The 23,593-nt window shown below is 70.2% G+C and carries 17 protein-coding genes and 1 tRNA gene; 6 read left to right on the top strand and 12 right to left on the bottom strand.

Going from position 1 to position 23,593, the window contains the following annotated elements:
* Positions 1-203 precede the first annotated feature (203 nt).
* The gene (locus ACZ6B1_RS18375; protein WP_468779552.1) at positions 204-962 is read left to right on the top strand and encodes a glycosyltransferase family 2 protein; all 759 of its coding nucleotides are present in this window, start codon (positions 204-206) and stop codon (positions 960-962) included.
* Positions 963-978: 16 nt separating this feature from the next.
* Here ACZ6B1_RS18375 and ACZ6B1_RS18370 read toward each other — a convergent pair whose 3' ends face one another.
* Positions 979-1,167 carry a ferredoxin gene (locus ACZ6B1_RS18370; protein ID WP_468779550.1) on the bottom strand — a complete coding sequence of 63 codons (189 nt, stop codon included), beginning with the start codon at positions 1,165-1,167 and terminating at the stop codon, positions 979-981.
* Positions 1,168-1,661: 494 nt separating this feature from the next.
* On the opposite strand from ACZ6B1_RS18370, the gene ACZ6B1_RS18365 reads away from it, so the two are divergent.
* Positions 1,662-5,975 carry an nSTAND1 domain-containing NTPase gene (locus ACZ6B1_RS18365; protein ID WP_468779548.1) on the top strand — a complete coding sequence of 1,438 codons (4,314 nt, stop codon included), beginning with the start codon at positions 1,662-1,664 and terminating at the stop codon, positions 5,973-5,975.
* A gap of 362 nt (positions 5,976-6,337) precedes the next feature.
* Here ACZ6B1_RS18365 and ACZ6B1_RS18360 read toward each other — a convergent pair whose 3' ends face one another.
* The 11 genes from ACZ6B1_RS18360 to dnaA all read right to left on the bottom strand — a co-directional run bounded on the left by ACZ6B1_RS18360 (position 6,338) and on the right by dnaA (position 21,009).
* Positions 6,338-6,547 (bottom strand): hypothetical protein, encoded by a 210-nt coding sequence (locus tag ACZ6B1_RS18360; protein ID WP_468779546.1) that lies wholly within the window; start codon positions 6,545-6,547, stop codon positions 6,338-6,340.
* A 430-nt stretch (positions 6,548-6,977) separates the two neighbouring features.
* Positions 6,978-7,775: a maleylpyruvate isomerase family mycothiol-dependent enzyme gene (locus ACZ6B1_RS18355; protein WP_468779544.1), complete on the bottom strand. Its 798-nt coding sequence runs from the start codon at positions 7,773-7,775 to the stop codon at positions 6,978-6,980.
* A 297-nt stretch (positions 7,776-8,072) separates the two neighbouring features.
* Positions 8,073-8,146: transfer RNA gene (locus ACZ6B1_RS18350), tRNA-Ile, on the bottom strand.
* Between the two features lie 111 nt (positions 8,147-8,257).
* Positions 8,258-9,001: a DUF3566 domain-containing protein gene (locus tag ACZ6B1_RS18345; protein WP_468779542.1), complete on the bottom strand. Its 744-nt coding sequence runs from the start codon at positions 8,999-9,001 to the stop codon at positions 8,258-8,260.
* 18 nt (positions 9,002-9,019) lie between these two features.
* A complete protein-coding gene (gene gyrA, locus ACZ6B1_RS18340) occupies positions 9,020-11,617 on the bottom strand; it encodes a DNA gyrase subunit A (protein WP_468779540.1) in 2,598 nt (865 codons plus the stop codon).
* A gap of 42 nt (positions 11,618-11,659) precedes the next feature.
* A complete protein-coding gene (gyrB, locus tag ACZ6B1_RS18335; protein ID WP_468779538.1) occupies positions 11,660-13,741 on the bottom strand; it encodes a DNA topoisomerase (ATP-hydrolyzing) subunit B in 2,082 nt (693 codons plus the stop codon).
* 379 nt (positions 13,742-14,120) lie between these two features.
* Positions 14,121-14,654: a DciA family protein gene (locus ACZ6B1_RS18330; RefSeq protein ID WP_468779536.1), complete on the bottom strand. Its 534-nt coding sequence runs from the start codon at positions 14,652-14,654 to the stop codon at positions 14,121-14,123.
* Entirely contained in the window at positions 14,651-15,772 is a 1,122-nt protein-coding gene (gene recF, locus ACZ6B1_RS18325; RefSeq protein WP_468779534.1) for a DNA replication/repair protein RecF, read from the bottom strand. The genes ACZ6B1_RS18330 and recF overlap by 4 nt, the downstream gene beginning before the upstream one ends.
* A gap of 52 nt (positions 15,773-15,824) precedes the next feature.
* The gene (gene gnd, locus ACZ6B1_RS18320) at positions 15,825-16,700 is read right to left on the bottom strand and encodes a phosphogluconate dehydrogenase (NAD(+)-dependent, decarboxylating) (RefSeq protein WP_468779532.1); all 876 of its coding nucleotides are present in this window, start codon (positions 16,698-16,700) and stop codon (positions 15,825-15,827) included.
* A gap of 209 nt (positions 16,701-16,909) precedes the next feature.
* The gene (dnaN, locus tag ACZ6B1_RS18315) at positions 16,910-18,040 is read right to left on the bottom strand and encodes a DNA polymerase III subunit beta (RefSeq protein WP_365121845.1); all 1,131 of its coding nucleotides are present in this window, start codon (positions 18,038-18,040) and stop codon (positions 16,910-16,912) included.
* A gap of 941 nt (positions 18,041-18,981) precedes the next feature.
* Positions 18,982-21,009 (bottom strand): chromosomal replication initiator protein DnaA, encoded by a 2,028-nt coding sequence (dnaA, locus tag ACZ6B1_RS18310; RefSeq protein WP_468779530.1) that lies wholly within the window; start codon positions 21,007-21,009, stop codon positions 18,982-18,984.
* A gap of 399 nt (positions 21,010-21,408) precedes the next feature.
* Between dnaA and rpmH the strand changes: the two genes are divergently transcribed.
* Genes rpmH through yidC form a run of 4 tightly spaced genes read left to right on the top strand, consistent with a single transcriptional unit; the run spans position 21,409 to position 23,579 of the window.
* On the top strand, positions 21,409-21,546 hold the full coding sequence (rpmH, locus tag ACZ6B1_RS18305) for a 50S ribosomal protein L34 (protein WP_003975051.1): 138 nt from the start codon (positions 21,409-21,411) through the stop codon (positions 21,544-21,546).
* A gap of 21 nt (positions 21,547-21,567) precedes the next feature.
* Entirely contained in the window at positions 21,568-21,939 is a 372-nt protein-coding gene (rnpA, locus tag ACZ6B1_RS18300; RefSeq protein WP_281295470.1) for a ribonuclease P protein component, read from the top strand.
* Positions 21,936-22,301: a membrane protein insertion efficiency factor YidD gene (gene yidD / locus ACZ6B1_RS18295; RefSeq protein ID WP_468779528.1), complete on the top strand. Its 366-nt coding sequence runs from the start codon at positions 21,936-21,938 to the stop codon at positions 22,299-22,301. The genes rnpA and yidD overlap by 4 nt, the downstream gene beginning before the upstream one ends.
* Before the next feature lie 3 nt (positions 22,302-22,304).
* Positions 22,305-23,579, top strand: coding sequence for a membrane protein insertase YidC (gene yidC / locus ACZ6B1_RS18290; RefSeq protein ID WP_468779526.1), 1,275 nt, complete (start codon positions 22,305-22,307; stop codon positions 23,577-23,579).
* Positions 23,580-23,593 lie beyond the last annotated feature (14 nt).

Genomic DNA, 23,593 nt, shown 5'->3' with positions numbered 1-23,593 from the left:
GCGTACGCATCAGTCGACACGGACAGACCCCCGGCCGGGATCGGCCGGGGGTCTCGCGCTGTTCAGGGGCGTCCGTACCGGGTCGTCAGGTCAGCTTCAACGCCGTAGCCTGAGCGGATGCCCAGGGTCTCGGACCTCGTGCTGCCCGGCGACCGTACGGAACCGCTCCTCACCACGTGCCCGGAAAGGTGGTGAATGCCGCCGTGCCCCGGCGCGTCACCGTTGTCACCGCTGTCCACGCCCCGTCCGCCCGCTTCCTGCCGGATGCCTACAAGTCCCTGCGCGAGCAGTGGCTCCCGGACGGCTGGGAGTGGCGGTGGCTGATCCAGGAGGACGGCCGGACCGACGAGGTGCGCCCGTACGTGCCGGACGACGAGCGGGTGAGTTTCCGGCAGGGGCGGCCGGGCGGACCGGGCGTGGCCCGCACGATCGCGCTGGCCCGCGCGGACGGCGCGTATGTGAAGGTCCTGGACGCCGACGACCGGCTCACGCCCGGCGCGCTCGCCCGTGACCTGGCCGTCCTGGAGGCCGACCGCACCATCGGCTGGACCACCTCGCGGGCGCTCGACCTGTTCCCCGACGGTTCCACGGCCGGCTTCCCCGGCGATCCGGACGACGGCCCCGTCGAGCGCGGTGCCGTACTGCGCTCCTGGAAGCAGCACGGGTTCCGGGCCCAGGTCCATCCGGCGTCGCTCTGCGTCCGCCGGGACCTGCTGACGGCCCTGGGCGGCTGGATGGCCCTGCCCGCCTCCGAGGACACCGGACTGCTGCTGGCGCTGAACGCGGTCAGCCGCGGCTGGTTCACCGGAGAGGCCGGGCTGCTGTACCGGAAGTGGGAGGGACAGGTGACCGGTCAGGCCGCGCACACCGACCCGGCCGAGCGGGATTCCCGCATGGCCGTGGTCGAGGCCAGGGCCCGTGCGCTGGCGGACCTCGGCTGGTCCTTCCCGGCCGGCCGGTGATCCGCGGTCACCCGTGTCATTCGGTGAGCACGACGGCCTGGGAGGGACACTTCTCGGCCGCCTCGCGCACCCGCGGATCCTCCCCGGCGTCCTCCTGGCCGGGCCGGACCACGCCGTACCCGTCCTCGAACGCGAACACGGACGGGGCACGGTGCGCGCACTCGGCGGAGCCGTAGCACACGGCGCGGTCCACGGAGACCTTCATGCGTCCTCCAGCCTTGCGGGACCCCGGCGCCCTCGCGGGCCGGCCGGCGGTCGGTGACTGACTGCCGGGACGTGACTGCCCGGTCCGGCCACCCGGTGAACCGCCGCTTCGTACCCGGCCCGTCCGGCACCGGTCCCTCCCCTCGTGGGGACCGGTACCGGACGGATCGGGTGGCGTCGCCCGCACCGCGTCGGCGGATCGGTGCGGGGGCTGATGTCCGGGACCGCGACGTCCCTCGCGCCGTCGGTCTCCACCGCGCCCGTCGGGCACTTTGGCCGAGAACGATCGGCGTCTCGGGCCGTCCGCCCGGGTACCGGGCCGGTGGCCTGTCCGGACCGAGTGTGACGATTCCGCTACCGCGTCGTGATCCTGCCATTTCCGGCCCCGTCCGAGGAGGTCCCGGTATCCGGTCCAGGGCGTAGCCGCAGGTCAGCCGTATAGGGTGAGTTTTCCGGTCCGGACGTCCTGATACGGGGGGAGTAAGGGGTGGGACCTTGAGTTCCGACTCAGGGACACGCACGGCCTTCGCCGAGCGCCTCGCACTGCTCTACAAGGAGGCCGGCAATCCACCCCTGAAGAGCGTGTCCGAGGCGGTCGTACGACTGCAGCGGGTGGACGAGCGCGGACGGCCGGTCCGGGTGTCCGCCCAGCGGATCAGCGACTGGCGGCGGGCCAAGAACGTACCGGCCCAGTTCGCCGCCCTCGCGGCCGTCCTGCAGATCCTCATCCCGGAGGCGCGCCGCGCGCGGCCGGTCCCGGTCTCCAGCGGGCTGTACGACCTGCCCCAGTGGCAGCGCCTGTGGGAGCGCGCGCTGGCCGACCCGGCCGGCGACCGACCCGCGGTGCCCGCTCAGGAGAACCGGCGGCCACCGGCCCAGGCGCCGCCGGTCGCCGGCGGCGTGTGCCCGTACCGGGGCCTGGCTCCCTACCGCCAGCAGGACGCCCGGTGGTTCTTCGGCCGGGAACGGAGCACCGAGTCCCTGGTGGCCCAGCTGCGCGCCGCGGAGCGGACCGGCGGACTGATCATGATCGTCGGCGCCTCCGGTGCCGGGAAGTCGTCCCTGCTGAACGCCGGTCTGGTGCCCGCGGTGCGGGACGGCGCGCTCGGGAACGGCGACGGCCGGCCGACGGCCGTGCTCCAGCTGGTGCCGGGCGCCGATCCGCTGGGCGAGCTGACCCGCCGGGTCCCGGAACTGGCCGCCCTCGCCGCCGACGCGCGCGTCGCCGAGGCGGAGGCCGCCCACCAGCCGGCCGCGCCGGGATCCGACACCCCGCGCTTCGCCCGCGCGGTGCGCGATGCGGTCACGGCATGGGCACTGCGGGAGACGTCCGCCCCGCACGGGGAGCCGCCCGGCGGCACGTCCCCGGGCCCGCACCCGAACGGAACCGGCTCGCCGGACGCACGGGCGCCCGAGACCGGCGCGGTCGGCACGCGGACGGACGGCAGCGACACCCGGGTCACGCTCCTCGACGGGACCGGCGTGCGCCCGGCGGCCACGGCCGAGTCCACGCTCCCGATTCCACACCGGTCCGGCGCCCGGCTCCTCCCCCCGGACGACGTCACCGGCTCACCGTCCCCGCACCCGGCCGGCCCCACGCCGGCCGCCACCTCCGCCCGGCCGCGGGCGGTGATCATCGTCGACCAGTTCGAGGAGACCTTCACCCTCTGCCCCGACGAGGCCGCCCGCCGCGCCTTCGTCCAGCTGCTGCACGCGGCCTGCACCCCACCCCCGGACTCACCCGGTCCCGCCCCCGTCCTCGTGGTCCTCGGCATCCGCGCCGACTTCTACGAACAGTGCCTCGGCCACCCGGAACTGGCCGACGCGCTGCAGCACCGGCACATGGTGCTCGGGCCGCTCACCACGGCGGAGCTCCGCGAGGCGGTGACCGGCCCCGCCAAGGCCGTGGGCCTGGAGCTGGAGCCGGGGCTGGCGGAGCTGATCGTGCGGGAGGTCAGCGCGGACGGCCCGCGCGGGGCGCACGACGCCGGAGTGCTCCCGCTCCTCTCGCACGCCCTGCTCGCCACCTGGCAGCGCCGCAAGGCGGGCCGGCTGACCCTGGCCGGCTACCGCGCGGCGGGCGGCATCCAGGGCGCGGTGGCGGCGACCGCCGAACGCGCCTGGACCAGCCTCGACCCGGCCGCCCGCACCGCGGCCCGGCTGCTGCTGCTGCGCCTGGTCCGGCTCGGCGAGGACACCCAGGCCACCCGCAGGCGCGGCACCCGGCGCCAGTTGGCGCAGGAGTCGGTGGACCCCGGAAAGACGGAGGAGTCCCTCGAGGCGCTGGTGCGCGCCCGGCTGGTCACGCTCGACGCGGAGACCGTGGAGATCACCCACGAGGCGCTGCTGCACGCCTGGCCACGGCTGCGCCACTGGATCGACGAGGACCGGGGCGACCACCTGCTGCGCCAGCGGCTGGAGGAGGACGGCCGCGCCTGGGAGGCCTCGGACCGGGACAGCGCGCTGCTCTACCGGGGCTCCCGCCTCGAACAGGCCCGGAGCTGGGCGAAGTCGGCCGGGGACACCTATCTGACCCGGGGCGCGGTGCAGTTCCTGGCCGCCTCGGTCCGGCTGCGCCGCCGTACCGTCCTGATCAGCCGCGCCGCCGTGGCGGCGCTGGTCGTGCTCGCCGTATTGGCGGCCGGTTCGGCGGTGGTCGCCTGGCAGCAGCGGGACGACGCCGTGTTCGAGCAGGTGATCGCGGAGGCGGACCGGGTCCAGCACACCGATCCGTCGCTGGCCGCCCAACTGGACCTGGTGGCCCACGACCTGCGCCCCGACGACGAGGGGACGTACAGCAGGCTGATCTCGATCGTCAACGCCCCCCTGGCCACCTCCCTGCTCGGCCACCACGGGGCCGTCTACCTCACCTCGTTCAGCCCCGACGGCAAGCTTCTCGCCACGGCCGGCTACGACCGGACGGTCCGCCTGTGGAACGTGGCCGACCGGAGCCGGCCCGAGCCGCTGGGCAAGCCCCTCACCGGTCACACGAGCTGGGTCAGCAGCGCGGTCTTCAGCCCCGACGGCCACACCCTCGCCAGCGCCGGGGACGACGGCACGATCCGGCTGTGGGACGTCACCGACCCCGCTCACCCGGTCCCGCTCGGCAAGCCCCTCACCGGCCACGAGGGCACGATCTACCTGGTCGCCTTCAGCCCCGACGGGCGCACCCTGGCCTCCGCGGGCGAGGACCGCACCGTACGCCTGTGGAACGTCTCCGCACCGCGCCGGCCCGAACCGCTCGGCGCGCTGGGAGGTCACACGGCCGCGGTGCGCTGCGTGGCGTTCGGCCCCGACGGACGCACCCTCGCGGCCGGTGGCGACGACGGCACGATCCGGCTGTGGAACACGGCCGACCCGCGCCACCCGCGACCGCTGCCCAAGGTGCTCACCGGCCACACGGACCTGGTGCACTCGGTGGCGTTCAGCCCCGACGGACGCACCCTGGCCAGCGGCAGCGCGGACGACACCATCCGGCTGTGGAACGTCGCCGACCCCGCGCGCGCGGCACCGGTCGGCTCACCGCTCACCGGTCACACGGGCCCCGTCTGGTCCGTGGCCTTCAGCCCCGACGGCAACCGGCTCGCCGCGGCCAGCGCGGACAGCACGGCGAGCCTGTGGAACGTCGGAGACCCGGGGTCGGCGTCCCAGGTCGGCGAACCGCTGGCGGGCGGCAGCGGCGAGATGTACGCCCTGGGGTTCAGCCCGGACGGCCGTACCCTCGCCACCGGCAACGGTGACGGCAAGGTCCGCCTGTGGTCGGTGCCGACGTCCGACATGACCGGCCGCGGCGGGGCGTTCCGCCCGGACGGCAAGGTGCTCGCCACGGCCGCGCGCGACGGCGCGATCCGGCTGTGGAACGTGGCCGCTCCCGGCCGGCCCGTGGCCCTGGGCAAGCCCTTCATGCGCACGAACGGCGACCAGCGGTCCCTGGTGTTCTCGCCGGACGGCCGCACCCTCGCGGTGCTCACCGGGAACCGGACGGTGCGCCTGTGGAACGTCACCGATCCGGCCCGCCCGGTCTCCGCCGGGCCGCCGCTGGCCCTGCGGACCCGGTTCATGGGCCCGGACGCGCTGGCGTACAGCCCCGACGGGCACACCCTGGCCACCGCCTACGACGACCGCACCATCCGGCTGTGGAACGTCACCGACCCCTCCCACGCCGTCCCGCTCGGCAAGCCCCTCACCGGGCACCGGGGCTTCGTCAACTCGCTCGCCTACAGCCCCGACGGGCGCACCCTCGCGAGCGGCAGCGCGGACAGCACCGTCCGGCTGTGGGACGTCACCGAACCGGCCCGCACCGTGCCGCTCGGCAAGCCGCTCACCAGGCACTCGGGCCCCGTCAACACGCTCGCCTACAGCCCCGACGGACGCACCCTGGCCAGCGGCAGCGACGACGACACCGTGCGGCTCTGGGACGTCACCGACCCCCGCGCGGCGACCGAGCCGGGCCGGCCGCTCACCGGACACACCGAGGCGGTCACATCGCTGACGTTCGGCGAGTCCGGCCACATCCTGGCCAGCGGCGGCAACGACAACACCGTACGGCTCTGGAACGTGGCCCGGCCCTCGTCGGCCAGCCCCATCGGCCAGTCGATGAGCCCCTACGCCAAGACCGGCAACTTCCTGGCGTTCAGCCCCAACAGCCATGTGCTCGGCGTGTCCAGCGGCGCGGACACGGTCCGCCTGTGGCGCCTGGACGCCGACGCGGCCATCCGGCACATCTGCGCGGTCACCCGGGGCGTGCTGACCCCGCAGAAGTGGCACGAGTACCTGCCCCGCCTGTCCTACGACCCCCCGTGTCACTGACCGATCAAGATCGGCCAACTCCCCGCCCCAACAAGCCGGTTGCCTCCCACAACCACTCCAACCTTGTTACCCTTGGCCATGGCCCGATCGCTGGTGCATCCCCCGTCGCCAGCGGTCGGGCCTTCTGCGTGCCCGAGACCGGCGAGCACGGCTCCCAGGGGCTGTCACTGAGGCCGTCGGCCCAGGAGACAGAACTCGTTGCAAGGTCATCAGCAGAGCCTAGGCTCACCGGGGTTTCGGGAGCAGGCGCTTGAAACGCCCGACCGGATGCATCGTCGGCACGTCGGTCCTCACAGCGCTCTCCCGGCCACGCTCGCGCGGAAGCGCCCCGCGGCGCGTGGCTGCGGGGCGCTTTGTGGGGGTCAGTCGACCTGCTCCCCGTCGTGCGTACCGCCCTTGCAGACGTTGTCCACCAGATCGGGCATTCCGCCGCCCTGCTTGCACTCAGAAGGGGAGACGACGGATGGGGCACCCGGTGCGGTGGCGGCGGTTGCGGTGACGGCGCCTGTGAGGCCGAGTCCGGCGAGGGCTGCCGTGGCGATGACGGCGGCGAGGGTTCGTCGAATGCGCATTTGGTTCGCCTTTCACGGATTGCCTCGGTTGGGGCATTAATCAGCTTGATCTTCACCCATGTGGGTGGCACGTCACGTTGGGCCATTCGGGTGACAGTGCCAGCCTCCCGAAGGTGCACCCCCAAGGTGGCCCGAGCGATCCTGCGGCACAGCCGGATCAGCATGACCATGGATGCCAAAGACCCCCAGCCGGTATCGACTGGGGGTCTTCTCGCATGTGGCGCCAGCAGATTGGAACCTGTGGCCCCATCCTCATCAGGTCGATCAAGGGGGTCTGTCAACGTCGGCCAACGGCCCTTGCGCCCTGGTCGATCATTCACCGAGGTCCGGCGCTGACCGCTGCGTTTCGTGCGTGTCGGTGTCAGCCGCTGGTGTCAGACGCCGCATGCGGTCTTGACAAGGCTTACTTCGCCGCTCTGCAGCACCCGTCCTACTCCTCCGGGTCCCACGCGCGGAGCAGGTCGAACAAACCTGCGTCTCCCTCGATCTGCAGGGAGTCCGCCGGGATACGGTCGTACACGAAGAGGACCAGCTCACTGGCCGTGCCGCGAACGGAGACGCCAGCCGTGTTCGGGCCTTCGTCGGCAGCGTTGACAGGCGTCGTGCCGGGCGCGGAGATACGGGTGGAGCGTGCGCCGTCGCCGTCGACCGTGAGGCGCCAGGACCGGCCCTCGGTGGCGTGGAAGTCGAAGGCAGTGGGCTTGTGCGGCCAGGCACTCGTCGTTGCGACGCAGGTGAACAGGAACTCCTCGACACCGTCGAGTGCCACCTCGTCCGGCAGCGGCTCCGGGGCACCCACAGTGACCTGGGCGTCGTAGGTGTGCACCGCGAGCTGCTGGAGCTGGTGCCGGGCGACGGCGCCACAGGTCTGCGGCGACTGGGACGCACCCCACCACGTCCAGCAACCGCGATCCGGTCCGGCCTCCCGCAGTGCGTCCAGCAGTTGCTCCGTGGACTCCGCCAACCAGGCCGGAAGTCCCTCGCGCTCCCGAGGCGCAGCCGGGGCGCCCTCCGCCGCGGACTTGGCCGGAGCAGGCCCTGCGACGACGGTGGCGGCCCAGGAGCGGCGCCCCTCGCCGATGTGCTGCGCCAGATCGAACAGCGTCCACTCGGGGCAGGTCGGCACCTGCACGTCGAGGCTGGGCGCGGAGGCGACCGCGGCGCGGAAGGCGCTCGACCGTTCGTCGATCAGTCGCAGTAGAACGGGGAACGCAAGTGTCGTTGTCACATGGCCTCTCTACCACCGCGTTCCGACGATCGGACAGTGATTTTCCCGCAGGTGCGGCGGGTCAAGGGCGTGGGCCTGGTCCTCGAGGACCTCAAGACGGAGTCCTCCCAGGCCGTGCTCCCGCTCCCGGAGTTCCGCGCTCGCGTCCTGGAGGAACGCCGGGAGCTCCAGGAGCTGGACCACACCTGCGGCATCCTGCTGGCCTTCCCTAAGGTGCACCCCGAGGTGGCCCCAAGCGATGTCGGCCATGGATGTCAAAGACCCCCAGCCGGTATCGACTGGGGGTCTTTTCGCATGTGGGGCTAACAGGATTTGAACCTGTGGCCTCATCCTTATCAGGGATGCGCTCTAACCAACTGAGCTATAGCCCCGCCGCGCTCTGCGGTGTGTGTCCCGCGCGCTGACTCCTGAAGATTAGCGCACGAGGGCGGCAGTCCCAAAATCGGTTGTCGGGGGGCCGCCGGGCGAGCCCGGAAGGTGGGTCACTCGTCCTCGGCCAGCGTCAGTTCGACACCGCCGACGAAGCCCGCGGACAGGTTGTAGATGAAAGCGCCCAGGGTGGCGAGGGCCGTGGCGAGGACGACGTCGATGACCGCGATGATCGACGCGAAGGTCAGCACATGCGGCAGCGAGAGGAAGGACTGCAGGTCGAAGCCGTTCGCCTCGTTGGAGCCGGTCGCCTCCGAGATCGTGCCGCCGACGGTCGAGAACACGCCCATCGCGTCCATGACCATCCACAGCACCGCCGACGCGACGACCGTGCAGATGCCCAGCGCGATGGAGAGCAGGAAGCTGACCTTCATCACCGACCACGGGTCGGCCTTGGCCACGCGCAGTCGCGCCTTGCGGGTGCGCGGCGCGGTCCGCGCGCCGGTGCGCGGCCGGCGTACGGCACCGGTGGGCGTCTGCGCGGGATAGGCCTGCGGCGGGTGGTAGGGCCCGGAGTGCTGCTCGGGGCGCCGCTCACCGGGGAGCGGGGAGGCCGCCTGCCCCTCGGCCGGGCCCGCGCCGGGCTGGGTCTGCGGGCCTCGGGTGTCCGTCACGGTTCCCCCCTGGGATGCCGGCGTATCGGTGGAGGGCACATCCTTCGCCGAGGGCTTGACCGCCCTCAGCTGGGTCGTGTGCGGGTCCGCCGCACCCGCCCCGTGCGCGGCGGAGCCACGGCCGCCGCCCGTTTCCGTACCCGTGGGGGTACCGGCCGATCCGGCGCCCGTGGCTCCGCTCACGATGACTCACTCCTCGTGCTACTCGGCCGAGGGCGCCTCACCCTCGTCCGTGCCGGTGGTCGCGGCAGCCTCGGCGGTCTCGTCGACGACGTCCCCGCCGTCGACCTCCTCCGCCTCGCGCCCCGCCTCGGCGTTACGTGCGATACCGACCACGGCATCGCGCTTGCCCAGGTTGATCAGTTGGACGCCCATGGTGTCACGGCCCGTCTCCCTGACCTCGCTGACTCGCGTACGAATCACACCGCCGGACAGGGTGATGGCGAGGATCTCGTCGCTCTCCTCGACAATCAGCGCGCCGACGAGCGAGCCGCGGTCCTCCACGATCTTGGCGGCCTTGATGCCGAGGCCGCCGCGACCCTGGACGCGGTACTCGTCGACGGCGGTCCGCTTCGCGTACCCGCCGTCCGTAGCAGTGAACACGAACGTACCGGCTCGAACGACATTCATCGAGAGAAGCTCGTCGGCCTCACGGAAACTCATGCCCTTGACGCCCGAGGTGGCACGGCCCATCGGTCGCAGAGTGTCGTCCGAGGCGGTGAACCTGATCGATTGCGCCTTCTTGCTGACCAGAAGGAGATCGTCATCGGCCGAGACGAGTTCGGCACCGATCAGTTCGTCGTCGGTTCCGTCCTCCCGCTCACGCAGATTGATCGCGATCACACCGCCGGCGCGGGGCGAATCGTAATCCTTCAGAGGCGTCTTCTTGACCAGACCGGACTTCGTGGCCAGGACCAGGTACGGCGCCGCCTCGTAGTCACGGATCGCGAGGATCTCGGCGATCGCCTCGTCCGGCTGGAAGGCGAGCAGGTTCGCCACGTGCTGCCCGCGCGCGTCCCGGCCGGCCTCCGGCAGCTCGTACGCCTTCGCCCGGTACACCCGGCCCTTGTTCGTGAAGAACAGCAGCCAGTGGTGCGTGGTGGAGACGAAGAAGTGGTCGACGATGTCGTCTTCCTTCAGCTTCGTACCGCGCACGCCCTTGCCGCCGCGCTTCTGCGCCCGGTAGTCGTCCGTCTTGGTCCGCTTGACGTAGCCACCGCGCGTGACGGTGACGACGATGTCCTCCTCGGCGATCAGGTCCTCGATGGACATGTCGCCCTCGTACGGGATCAGCTTGGTCTGCCGGTCGTCACCGTACTTCTCGACGATCGCCGCCAGCTCCTCGCTGACGATCCCGCGCTGGCGGACCGGCGAGGCGAGGATCTGGTTGTACTCGTTGATCTTCGCCTGGAGCTCGTCGTGCTCCTGGACGATCTTCTGCCGCTCCAGGGCGGCCAGCCGCCGCAGCTGCATCTCGAGGATCGCGTTGGCCTGGATCTCGTCGATCTCCAGGAGGCCCATCAGGCCGCCGCGCGCGATCTCGACGGTGTCGCTGCGCCGGATCAGCGCGATGACCTCGTCGATGGCGTCCAGGGCCTTCAGCAGACCGCGCAGGATGTGCGCCCGCTCCTCGGCCTTGCGCAGCCGGAACCGGGTCCGGCGGACGACGACCTCGATCTGGTGCGTCACCCAGTGGCGGATGAACGCGTCCAGGGACAGCGTGCGCGGCACTCCGTCGACGAGCGCCAGCATGTTGGCGCCGAAGTTCGTCTGCAGGTCGGTGTGCTTGTACAGGTTGTTCAGGACGACCTTGGCGACCGCGTCCCGCTTCAGCACGATGACCAGGCGCTGGCCCGTACGGGACGACGTCTCGTCACGGACGTCGGCGATACCGCCGATCTTCCCGTCCTTCACCAGGTCGGCGATCTTCTGCGCCAGGTTGTCCGGGTTCACCTGGTACGGCAGCTCGGTCACCACCAGGCACTGGCGGTTCTGGATCTCCTCGACCTCGACCACCGCGCGCATCGTGATGGAGCCGCGACCCGTGCGGTACGCCTCCTCGATGCCCTTGCGGCCCACCACCAGGGCGCCGGTCGGGAAGTCCGGGCCCTTGATCCGCTCGATGAGCGCGTCCAGCAGCTCCTCGTGCGAGGCCTCCGGGTTCTCCAGGTACCACTGGGCGCCGGCCGCGACCTCGCGCAGGTTGTGCGGCGGGATGTTGGTCGCCATACCGACCGCGATACCGGCCGAGCCGTTGATCAGCAGGTTCGGGAACCGGGACGGCAGGACGGTCGGCTCCTGGGAGCGGCCGTCGTAGTTGTCCGTGAAGTCGACGGTCTCCTCGTCGATGTCACGGACCATCTCCATCGACAGCGGCGCCATCTTGCACTCGGTGTAGCGCATCGCCGCCGCCGGGTCGTTGCCCGGGGAGCCGAAGTTGCCGTTGGAGTCCACCAGCGGCATCCGCATCGACCACGGCTGGGCGAGTCGCACCAGGGCGTCGTAGATCGAGGAGTCGCCGTGCGGGTGGTAGTTGCCCATGACGTCGCCGACGACGCGGGCGCACTTGTAGAAGCCGCGTTCGGGGCGGTAGCCGCCGTCGTACATCGCGTACAGCACGCGGCGGTGCACCGGCTTGAGTCCGTCGCGTACGTCGGGCAGCGCACGGGACACGATGACGGACATCGCGTAGTCCAGGTACGAGCGCTGCATCTCCGTCTCGAGCCCGACGGGCTCGACGCGCAGGGTGATCTCGCCGCCCTCGGTCTCAGGCGTCTCGGGAGTGTTCTCGTCGGCCATTGCTGGTGAAGATCCTTCCTGGTGCGGTCAGCTGAGACCGACTCAGATGTCGAGGAAGCGGACGTCCTTGGCATTGCGCTGGATGAACGCGCGGCGGGCTTCGACGTCCTCGCCCATCAGGACCGAGAACAGGTCGTCGGCCTGGGCGGCGTCGTCCAGGGTGACCTGGCCGAGGACCCGGTGTTCCTGGTCCATCGTCGTCACACGCAGCTCCTCGGCGTTCATCTCGCCGAGACCCTTGAAGCGCTGGATCGAGTCCTCGCGGACGCGCTTGCCACGCTGACGGCCCATCTCCAGCAGCGCGTCGCGCTCACGGTCCGAGTACGCGTACTCGGTGTCGTCCCGGCCCCACTTGATCTTGTACAGCGGAGGACGCGAGAGGTACACGTGCCCGCGCTCGACCAGGTCCCGCATGAACCGGAACAGGAAGGTCAGCAGCAGGGTGTTGATGTGCTGGCCGTCGACGTCGGCGTCCGCCATCAGGATGATCTTGTGATAGCGGAGCTTCTCGATGTCGAAGTCCTCGTGCACGCCCGTGCCGAACGCGGAGATCAGCGCCTGGATCTCCTGGTTCTGCAGGATCTTGTCGATCCTGGCCTTCTCGACGTTGAGGATTTTGCCGCGGATCGGGAGGATCGCCTGGTACTGCGGGTTCCGGCCGGACTTGGCCGAACCGCCGGCGGAGTCACCCTCGACGATGAAGATCTCGCACTTGGTGGGGTCGTTCGACTGGCAGTCGGAGAGCTTGCCCGGCAGGGACGCCGACTCCAGCAGGCCCTTGCGCCGGGTCAGGTCACGGGCCTTGCGGGCCGCCACGCGCGCGGTGGCCGCCTGGATGCCCTTGCGGATGATGTCCGCCGCCTCGACCGGGTTGCGGTCCAGCCAGTCGTTGAGGTGCTCGTAGACCGCCCGCTGCACGAAGGTCTTCGCCTCCGTGTTGCCCAGCTTGGTCTTCGTCTGGCCCTCGAACTGCGGCTCGCTCAGCTTGACCGAGATGATCGCGGTCAGACCCTCACGGATGTCGTCACCGGTGAGGTTGTCGTCCTTCTCGCGCAGCAGCTTCTTGTCACGCGCGTACTTGTTGATCAGGCTCGTGAGGGCCGCCCGGAAGCCCTCCTCGTGCGTACCGCCCTCGTGCGTGTGGATGATGTTCGCGAAGGAGTACACACCCTCGCTGTAGCCGCTGTTCCACTGCATCGCGACCTCGAGGGACAGGCTCTTGTCCTTGTCCTCGGCCTCCAGGTCGATGACGGTGGGGTGCACCGCTTCGCCCTTGCGGGAGTTGAGGTACTTCACGAAGTCGACGATGCCGCCCTCGTAGTGGTACGTGACCGACTTGACCTCGGCCTTCTCGTCCGCGCCCGCCTCGTCCGCACCACTGGTGGCCTTCGCCGACTCGCGCTCGTCGGTGAGCTTGAGCGTCAGCCCCTTGTTGAGGAACGCCATCTCCTGGAAACGCCGCGACAACGTCTCGAAGGAGTACTCGGTGGTCTCGAAGATCTCCGGGTCGGCCCAGAACGTGACCGACGTACCGGTCCGCTCGATGGCCTCGTGCTTGGCCAGCGGGGCGGTCGGAACGCCCATCTTGTAGTCCTGCGTCCAGCGGTGGCCGTCGGTCCTGACCTCGACGGAGACCCTGGACGACAGGGCGTTCACGACGGAGACACCGACACCGTGCAGACCGCCGGAGACCGCGTAGCCGCCGCCGCCGAACTTGCCGCCCGCGTGCAGCACGGTCAGCACGACCTCAAGAGCCGGCTTGCCCTCGGAGGGCACGATGCCCACCGGAATACCACGCCCGTTGTCGACGACACGCACGCCGCCGTCGGCGAGGATCGTCACGTCGATGGTGTCCGCGTGACCGGCCAGCGCCTCGTCGACCGAGTTGTCGACGACCTCGTACACCAGGTGGTGCAGACCGCGCTCACCGGTCGAGCCGATGTACATGCCGGGTCGCTTGCGGACCGCGTCCAGCCCTTCGAGCACGGTGATGGCGCTGGCGTCGTAGGAGGCGGAGACCGTGCCGGATGCCGCGGCCTCGCCGGTCACGCCGGCGTCGGTGGACGGGATGTTCTCGTTGGGGTTGCCGGAATCGGCCACGAAGCGCCCTTTCTGGCACAGCACGAGCCAGGCTCCTGACGGTGCCCCCTCCTGGGAGGGTTACCGGAGCGGCTGCGGCATGTTGCGTCGGTAAGCCTTGATCAGCGTTGCTCAGCTTTTCCCGGACGTCCCCACGACTGGGGCGGGATTGTCTCCCAGTCTACCGGTAGCGCCGACAGTGATGGGGGTTTGCCGGTACCTGAGTCCCCATGTGCCGCCCTGAACCGGTCTCGGCCGGGTACCGATATGCGGAAGGGGGCTCCAAGGGGCTCACAGCGGCACTCAGCGCTTCGAGCCGTCAACCCTTGGCTACTGGCGGGTCAGCACGTGCTCCACCCCTGTGCGCAGCACCGCCGGACGGGCCACCGCGGCACCGTGCGACGACCGCCGGACGTGAGGTACGTCACCCATAGGTGTCGCCGGGTCCGGTGCTCCCCGGAGCCCGCAGCGGGCCGTAACGCCGGGCCGGACCAGCCGGGCCGTTCACCTTGATCAGCCGGACCGTGCCTTGCCCGAGGTCCTCGTTGAGCCGGGCCACCAGCGTCGGGGCGAGCAGCCGCAACTGGGTCGCCCAGGCCGTCGAGTCGCAGCTCACCGACAGCACCCGCTCGTCCTCGTCGTACCGCTGCGGCACACAGTGCTTCGCCAGGTCCTCGCCCACGATCTGCGGCCAGCGGCCCATGACCCCGCCCACCGCGGCCGGCGTCTCCCAGCCCCGCTCGGTGAGCAGCCGGTTGATCGCCGCCCCGAGCGCCATCGGGTCACGGCCGTCGGCCCGCGCACCCGAGCGCAGTCCGCCGCCGCGCCGCGCCTGCTTCTTCTGCCGCGCCGCGTCCCCACGCGCGCGTGCCTGCTCCTTCGCCGCGCGCAACGCCACGCGCGCGAGGTCGACACCGGACGGCTCGTCCTGCTTCGGGGTGGGTTCCTCGGTGCTCATACGCGCTCCACCGTCCCGCCGGCCACCGCGTACCGCGCACCGGCCAGCACATGAGGTACGTCGTCGTCCACAGCGGCGGTGACCAGCACCTGCTCACCGGGCGCGACCAGCTCCGCCAGCCGCTCCCGGCGACGGGCGTCCAGCTCGGCGAAGACGTCGTCCAGGACCAGCACCGGCTCGTTGCCCTCCGCACGCAGCAGGTCGTACGAGGCCAGCCGCAGCGCGAGGGCGTACGACCATGATTCGCCGTGCGACGCGTACCCCTTCGCGGGCAGCTGACCCAGCTTGAGAACCAGATCGTCCCGATGGGGGCCCACGAGGGTCACACCCCGCTCGATCTCCTGCTTGCGCGCCTCGCCCAGGGCCGCCAGCAGCTGACCGTGGAGATCCTCGCGCGTGTGTGCCTCACCGGGCGCCGACGGCTTGTACTCCAGCGCCACCGGACCGCCGCCGGGGGCCAGCTGCTCGTACGCCTTGTCCGCCAGCGGCTGCAGCGCCGCGATCAGGTCCAGGCGCCGGGCGAGCAACTCGGCGCCCGCGCGCGCCAGATGCTGGTCCCACACGTCCAGGGTGGACAGGTCCATGGAACGCCCGCCGTGCCGGCGCGCGAGAGCGGCGGACTTCAGCAGCGTGTTGCGCTGCTTGAGCACCCGCTCGTAGTCGGAGCGCACCCCCGCCATGCGCGGGGAGCGCGCGGTGATCAGCTCGTCCAGGAACCTGCGCCGCTCACCCGGATCGCCCTTGACCAGTGCCAGGTCCTCCGGCGCGAACAGCACCGTCCGGACGATCCCCAGCACGTCCCGCGGTCTGACCTGCGAGGAACGGTTGACACGGGCCCGGTTGGCCTTGCCCGGGTTCAGCTCCAGCTCGATCAGCTGCTGCCGCTCGCCCTGCCGAACCTGCGCCCGGACGACCGCGCGCTCGGCGCCCATGCGGACCAGGGGGGCGTCCGAGGCGACCCGGTGACTGCCGAGAGTGGCGAGGTAGCCGACGGCCTCGACCAGGTTCGTCTTGCCCTGCCCGTTGGGGCCGACGAAGGCGGTGACGCCCGGGTCGAGCGGGACCTCGACCCGGACGTACGAGCGGAAGTCGGCCAGCGAAAGATGCGTGACGTGCATGGTCGTCCGCCGACCTCCCCCAGGGTTGTGGATCCCGGAGGGATCCTGTGGATTACTTCTTCTCTACGGCGTGGCCGCCGAACTGGTTGCGCAGCGCGGCGATCATCTTCATCTGCGGCGAGTCCTCCTGCCGGGAGGCGAACCGCGCGAACAGCGACGCGGTGATCGCGGGCAGCGGCACCGCGTTGTCGATGGCGGCCTCCACGGTCCAGCGTCCCTCACCGGAGTCCTGTGCGTAACCGCGCAGGCCGTCGAGGTGCTCGTCGTCGTCCAGCGCGTTCACCGCGAGGTCGAGCAGCCAGGAACGGATGACCGTGCCCTCCTGCCAGGAGCGGAAGACCTCGCGCACGTCCGTGACGGAGTCGACCTTCTCCAGCAGCTCCCAGCCCTCGGCATAGGCCTGCATCATCGCGTACTCGATGCCGTTGTGGACCATCTTCGCGAAGTGGCCGGCGCCGACCTTGCCGGCGTGCACCGAGCCGAAGTCGCCCTCCGGCTTGAGCGCGTCGAAGACCGGCTGCACCTTGGCGACGTTCCCGGCGTCGCCGCCGTACATCAGCGCGTACCCGTTCTCCAGGCCCCAGACGCCGCCGGAGACACCGCAGTCCACGAAACCTATGCCCTTGGCGGCCAGCTCCCCGGCGTGCTTCTCGTCGTCCGTCCAGCGGGAGTTGCCGCCGTCCACGACCACGTCACCGGGCTCCAGCAGCTCGGCCAGCTGGTCGACCGTGGTCTGGGTGGCCTCGCCGGCCGGGACCATCACCCAGACCACACGGGGAGCGGACAGCTTGCCCACGAGCTCCTCGAGGCTGTGGACGTCCGCGAGGTCCGGGTTGCGGTCGTACCCGATGACGGTGTGGCCCGCGCGGCGGATCCGCTCGCGCATGTTGCCGCCCATCTTGCCGAGGCCGACGAGACCGAGCTCCATCAGTTGTGTTCCTTAGGTCGGTGTGTGCCGTGACAGGCATCGGAGTGCCGAGCCGAGCCTAACCCGGACGCGCGTGCACAGTTGTGGGCATACGCGCTCATACGCACGGCCTGACCTGCGGAATCCCATCCGGCTGCGGGGCTCGTCGCCCGGTCACGGTGCCGGGCACCGCAACGGTGCCCGGCAACTGTGCACAGCTGTGGACGGCCTCAGCCGCTGAGCCGCACCGGCATGATCAGGTACTTGTAGGCCTCGTCCGCCTCCGCGTCCATCGCGGGCTTGCCGCTGAGCAGCGCCGGCTTGGTGGACGTCGTGAACGACAGCTGCGCCACCGGGGAGTCGATCGCGCTCAGGCCGTCCAGCAGGAACGTGGGGTTGAAGGCGATCGAGATGTCGTCGCCGTCCAGCTGGGCGTCCACCCTTTCCACAGCCTGTGCGTCGTCGCTGGAACCGGCCTCGAGGATCAGCACGCCCTGCTCGAAGCTCAGCCGCACCGGGGTGTTCCGCTCGGCGACCAGCGCCACCCGCTTGACGGCCTCCACGAAGGGGGCGGTCTCGATCACCGCGACGGAGTTGAACTCGGTCGGGAACAGCGTGCGGTACTTCGGCAGGTCGCCCTCGAGGAGACGGGTCGTCGTACGCCGACCGGCGCCCTCGAAACCGATCAGGCCCTCGCCGGCGCCCGAGCCGGACAGCGCGAGGATGACACTGTCACCGCTGGTCAGCGCCTTGGCGGTGTCCTGGAGCGTCTTGGCGGGCACCAGGGCGACCGCGGAGACGTCCGGGTTCTCCGGCTTCCACAGGAACTCGCGGACCGCGAAGCGGTAGCGGTCGGTGGAGGCCAGGGTGACGGTGTCGCCCTCGATCTCGATGCGCACACCGGTGAGGACGGGCAGCGTGTCGTCGCGGCCGGCGGCGATGGCCACCTGGGACACGGCGGCGGCGAAGACCTCGCCGGGCACGGTGCCGGTCGCGTTCGGCATCTGCGGCAGCGCCGGGTACTCCTCCACAGGCAGGGTGTGGAGTGTGAACCGCGAGGAACCGCATACCACGGTCGCCCGTACACCGTCTGTGGAAATCTCCACCGGCCGGTTGGGGAGGGCGCGGGAGATGTCGGCGAGCAGACGGCCGGAGACGAGGACGGTGCCGTCCTCGTCGACCTCGGCCTCGACGCTGACCTTCGCGGAGACCTCGTAGTCGAAGCTCGACAGGCTCAGCTGGCCGTCCTCGGCCTTCAGCAGCAGGCCGGCGAGGACAGGCGCCGGCGGACGGGCCGGGAGACTGCGTGCCGCCCAGGCCACTGCCTCCGCGAGTACGTCGCGTTCCACCCGGATCTTCACCGTAAGCCGCCTCCTGCTGTTGCTACTGAGTCCTCCGACTCGGTGTCACCGCCCACTGCGACGGGAAGGACACCGGGGACCAGTCTGACGCACCGCACTGACAGTAGGTGCCTGTCGGGGTCAAGTCGCTCCGAGGGGCAGCCGGGCTCGAGACGGCGAGTTGTGCACAGGCCCCGCTTCGAAACGGATTCCCAGCTCTCTCTAGTTGGGAGTAGTAGTAGGGGCTGTGGATACCGTGGATAACCACGTTTCCCCAGCTCAGGGCCGGAATTTTGTCCACTGACCCTGTGGGTGGAGGCGGTGGACAACTGAGGGTCTCTGTGGAGAACGGAAAGTTCTGCACACACCGCCCACAGCCCGAGCGCAGTTCTCCCCAGCTGCGTCCCCAGGTTTACCCACGTTTCCCACACCCCAATCCGGCAGCCTTGTGTGACGGCTTTCACTCGACGCGGTGATCAGGTCCGTCGCGTTGCCGAACAGTGGACAGCCATGTGGAGAAGCTGGGGATCGCTGGGGACAACCGGCTCCAGCCTGTGGGCTGCCCGTGGACAACTCCGTGCACAGCCTGTGGATCTCTGCCTCGTCCACAGTCTGTGGAGATCCGTCGTCCACGATTCCACAGGCCGCTGAGCTGCGCGGACGTCACTTCCTCAGGGTTCCTGTGGACGCGGTTCGGGACAACTCCACAGTCCCCAGGATGTGGAGGGAAGAAAGTCGGCGAATCTGTGGAGAGTGGCCGTAACCACGCAACTATTCGAACACCCGGGGGCCGGGGAGGGACGGCGGCGAACGTCACCGGCCCGTCGACGGCCCGTCGGCAGCCGGTCCTGGCCGTACGCGGCAGGGGCGCCGGCGACCGCACGGAAGGCTCCGGCCCACACAGAAGAGCGCCCCCGGGATCTCCTCCCGGGGGCGCCCTCCTGCGCGGTCCTGCGGCTGGGTCAGCCGTTCTTGATGCGGTTCGTCAGCTCGGTCACCTGGTTGTAGATCGAGCGCCGCTCGGCCATCAGCGCGCGGATCTTGCGGTCGGCATGCATGACGGTGGTGTGGTCGCGGCCGCCGAACTGCGCGCCGATCTTCGGCAGCGACAGGTCGGTCAGCTCACGGCACAGGTACATGGCGATCTGCCGGGCGGTGACCAGCGCGCGGCCGCGCGAGGTGCCGCACAGGTCCTCCACCGTCAGACCGAAGTAGTCGGCGGTGGCCGCCATGATGGCCGGCGCCGTGATCTCCGGAGCGGAGTCCTCGCCGCCGGGGATCAGGTCCTTCAGCACGATCTCGGTCAGACCCAGGTCCACCGGCTGCCGGTTGAGCGAGGCGAACGCGGTCACCCGGATCAGCGCGCCCTCCAGCTCACGGATGTTGCGTGAGATGCGGGAGGCGATGAACTCCAGGACCTCCGGCGGGGCGTTGAGCTGTTCCTGGACCGCCTTCTTGCGCAGGATCGCGATGCGCGTCTCCAGCTCGGGCGGCTGCACATCGGTGATCAGGCCCCACTCGAAACGGTTCCGCAGCCGGTCCTCCAGCGTGACCAGCTGCTTGGGCGGCCGGTCGGAGGACAGCACGATCTGCTTGTTGGCGTTGTGGAGCGTGTTGAAGGTGTGGAAGAACTCCTCCTGCGTCGACTCCTTGTCCGCCAGGAACTGGATGTCGTCGACGAGCAGGATGTCCATCTCGCGGTAGCGCTTGCGGAAGCTGTCGCCCTTGCCGTCGCGGATGGAGTTGATGAACTCGTTGGTGAACTCCTCGGAGCTGACGTACCGCACCCGCGTGCCCGGGTAGAGACTGCGCGCGTAGTGCCCGATGGCGTGCAGCAGATGCGTCTTGCCGAGCCCCGACTCGCCATAGATGAACAGGGGGTTGTACGCCTTCGCCGGTGCTTCGGCGACGGCCACCGCGGCCGCGTGCGCGAACCGGTTGGAGGCACCGATGACGAAGGTGTCGAAGAGGTACTTGGGGTTCAGCCGCGCGGTGGGCTCACCGGGACCGCTCGCCGGCGCGGGCTGCGCGGCCAGCGGTCCGGGGGCGCCGCCCGCACCGGCCGGCGGCAGGTCCGGGCGGACCGGACCGCCGCGGTGCGCGGGACCGCCGCCCGACGGCTGATCGGGCAGCTCCCGGCGGACCGGATCGCGCTGGTCGTAGTCGGCGCGGGGCGCGTCGTAGTCCGGGCGGTCGTATTCCTGCCGGTCCCGGCGGTCGTCCGGGCGCTCGTAGTCCTGCCGGTCCTTGCGCTCGTAGTCCTGCCGGGAGTCGTAATCCGGGCGGTCGTATTCGGAGCGGGGGCCGTCGTACTCGCCGCGCTGCTGCTCGTACGCCTGCCGCTCCCGGGCCGGCGAGCGGTAGTCCTGCGACGGAGGCCCGTAGCCGTCCTGGGGGGGACTGCCGTAGGAGTCCTGCGGCGAGGAGGCGTAGGGGTCGCGTTCGGGGAAACCGAGCCGCGGCTGCTGCCAGCCGCCGTACTCGTCCCGTGCGGGGCGCGGCCAGGCGCCGGGCTCGGGACGCTGGTACTCGGAGGGGTACGCGGGCCGCGCGGTGGGGAGCTGGTCCCCGCGGGACGGCGGCTCACCACCCTGCTGCGGATCGGCCGCACGGTGGCGGCCGTAGCCCTCGTAGGGGCCGGAAGGCAGCTCGGGCTCCTCGTAGCGCGGCTGCGAGGGGGGCGTCGACGCCTTGGGGGCGGGCGGCTCGCCCGCGGAGTCGTCGACGGTGATCGCGATGCGGATGGGGCGCCCGCACTCGCGGCTGAGGGTCTCGCTCACGATCGGCGCGAGACGGCCCTCCAGTACGCCCTTCGCAAATTCGTTCGGCACGGCGAGCAGAGCGGTGTCCGCGACCAGCGCGAGCGGCTGGCAGCGCCGGATCCAGTGCTCGTCCTTCACCTCGACACCCTGTCCGCGGCCCTCGCCGCCCAGGAGCTGCTCCAGTACTCGTGGCCACACTGCGGCAAGATCGGCAGGTACGTCAGCCACAGGGCACGCTCTCTCACAGGTCCCACGAACGTGTGGTCCGGGGACGGGTTCGGGATGAAGATCGGGTGGAGGGGGTGGGGCAATCCCGCTCGGGCGGGGGGCAAGGGAACGAATCGGAGTCCAGCCACGGTAGTCAGCGCGGCGGGTACGGTTCAAGTTGTTGTCCCCAGCCTGTGGACAGTGTCCCTCCTGACCCCTGGTTTGACCGAATGGCGCGGCCCCGCGTACCGTAACCAGGTCGAGTTGTCGATGGCTGCTGCCGCCTGCCTCCGATGGGCACAGATCACTAGCAGGTGATCGGGAAGCGGTGCACTCGGGCGTGACGCGAGCTACTCGTGGGCGCACGGTGACAGCCAGGACGGCACCCCGCCACTACCGATACTTTTCTGGAGCCCCCGAGTGAGCAAGCGCACCTTCCAGCCGAACAACCGTCGTCGCGCGAAGACCCACGGCTTCCGGCTGCGTATGCGCACCCGTGCCGGCCGCGCGATCCTCGCGACCCGCCGTAGCAAGGGTCGCGCCCGCCTGTCCGCCTGATCCCGATCAGGTCATGACGTCGTGCTGCCCACCGAGAACCGGCTGAGGCGGCGCGAGGACTTCGCGACCGCGGTACGACGAGGTCGCCGGGCAGGTCGCCCGACCCTCGTCGTCCACCTTCGTAGCGGTGCCACGGACCCGCACGCGCCTGGGGAGAGCGCTCCCCCGACGCGTGCGGGTTTCGTCGTGAGCAAGGCAGTGGGTGGCGCGGTCGTGCGCAACCAAGTCAAGCGCAGACTGCGCCACCTGATGCGTGACCGAGTCGCCCTTTTCCCCCCCGGTAGCCTGGTAGTCGTACGAGCGCTGCCCGGAGCGGGCGACGCAGACCACGCACAGCTGGCCCGAGACCTGGACGCCGCCGTGGAGCGGCTGCTGGGAGGGGGCGCGCGATGAAGTACCCACTGCTGGTCCTGATCAAGCTGTACCAGTGGACGATCAGTCCACTCCTTGGGCCGGTGTGCAAGTACTACCCGTCGTGCTCCCACTATGGCTACACGGCCATCGACCGGCACGGTGCGATCAAGGGAACGGCACTCACGGCCTGGCGCATCCTCCGGTGCAATCCGTGGTCGCTCGGCGGTGTGGACCATGTCCCGCCGCGCAAGCGCCCGCGGTGGCACGAACTGCTGCGCAACGCTTGGCGCGCACGCAAGGGCGGAACCTCCGCCGCCGAACCGGCCACCGAGGAGAGGACTCGATCCGAGCTTCCTTCGAGCCCGGCCGCAGAGACTTCGTCCCATGCCCAAGGAGCATGATTAGTGGACACGATTGCCAGTCTTTTCAGCTTCATCACGACACCCGTCTCATGGGTCATCGTCCAGTTCCACACGGTGTACGGCGCCATCTTCGGCCCCGACACCGGATGGGCCTGGGGCCTGTCCATCGTGTCCCTGGTGATCCTGATCCGCATCTGCCTGATCCCGCTCTTCGTGAAGCAGATCAAGGCGACCCGGGCCATGCAGACGCTCCAGCCCGAGATGAAGAAGATCCAGGAGCGCTACAAGAACGACAAGCAGCGCCAGTCCGAAGAGATGATGAAGCTGTACAAGGAGTCGGGTACCAACCCGCTCTCCTCGTGCCTTCCCATCCTGGCGCAGTCGCCGTTCTTCTTCGCCCTGTATCACGTGCTCAACGGGATCGCCTCGGGCCAGACCATCGGCGTCATCAACGCCTCGCTGCTGGAGAGCGCCCGTAAGGCGCACATCTTCGGTGCCCCGCTCGCTGCGAAGTTCAAGGACAGCGCCAGCACGATCGAGGCGCTGGGCGCCTCGGTCACCGATGTCCGCGTCGTGACCGTCGTCATGATCGTCCTGATGTCGGCGTCGCAGTTCTACACGCAGCGCCAGCTGATGACGAAGAACGTCGACACGACGGTGAAGACGCCGTTCATGCAGCAGCAGAAGATGCTGATGTACGTCTTCCCCATCATGTTCGCCGTCTTCGGCATCAACTTCCCGGTCGGTGTCCTCATCTACTGGCTGACCACCAACGTGTGGACCATGGGCCAGCAGATGTACGTCATCCACAACAACCCGACCCCGGGTTCCAAGGCCCAGGCCGCCTACCTCGAGCGCCTGACCAAGCACGTGACCCAGCACGGCAAGATCCGTCGCCGCAGCGAGAAGACCATCGTCAAGGCGATCGTCGCCAAGGGCCGGGACCGCAACGAGTCCGAGCGCAAGTTCATCAACGGCCTGACCAAGGCGGGACTCGCGGCTCAGGCCGACGGCACCGTGGTGAAAAGCGAGAGCCAGGCCCTGGCACAGGCCGAGGATGGTACGGCCACCGCCACCGCCACCGCCGCCCGGCGTCAGCAGCCCAAGCGCCAGAGCAAGGCTCAGCGTCAGTCCGGAGCGACCAGGCAGGCGGACGAGGGTCTCTCGCTGGAGAAGTCCGACGACGAGCCGCAGGACGACGTCAAGCCCGCCGCTGCCAAGCAGCCCCAGAAGCCCGGCTCCGGCACCCGTAGCAAGGCCCAGTCCGGGCAGCGCAAGGGTGGCCCGCAGCGGCCCAAGTCCCCGTCCAAGAAGTAAGAAGGAGCCCATCC

The sequence above is a fragment of the Streptomyces sp. NPDC041129 genome (genome assembly GCF_055592265.1).
The sequence above is the reverse complement of the archived record's forward strand: the minus strand, read 5'-3'. Positions and strand labels throughout refer to the sequence as shown.

Excerpts from the sequence above, each read along its gene's own strand:
- ACZ6B1_RS18370 (WP_468779550.1), bottom strand. The coding sequence starts at position 1,167 with ATGAAGGTCTCCGTGGACCGCGCCGTGTGCTACGGCTCCGCCGAGTGC.
- ACZ6B1_RS18330 (WP_468779536.1), bottom strand. The coding sequence starts at position 14,654 with ATGAGCACCGAGGAACCCACCCCGAAGCAGGACGAGCCGTCCGGTGTC.
- recF (WP_468779534.1), bottom strand. The coding sequence starts at position 15,772 with ATGCACGTCACGCATCTTTCGCTGGCCGACTTCCGCTCGTACGTCCGG.
- gnd (WP_468779532.1), bottom strand. The coding sequence starts at position 16,700 with ATGGAGCTCGGTCTCGTCGGCCTCGGCAAGATGGGCGGCAACATGCGC.
- gyrA (WP_468779540.1), bottom strand. The coding sequence starts at position 11,617 with ATGGCCGACGAGAACACTCCCGAGACGCCTGAGACCGAGGGCGGCGAG.
- ACZ6B1_RS18360 (WP_468779546.1), bottom strand. The coding sequence starts at position 6,547 with ATGCGCATTCGACGAACCCTCGCCGCCGTCATCGCCACGGCAGCCCTC.
- yidD (WP_468779528.1), top strand. The coding sequence starts at position 21,936 with ATGAAGTACCCACTGCTGGTCCTGATCAAGCTGTACCAGTGGACGATC.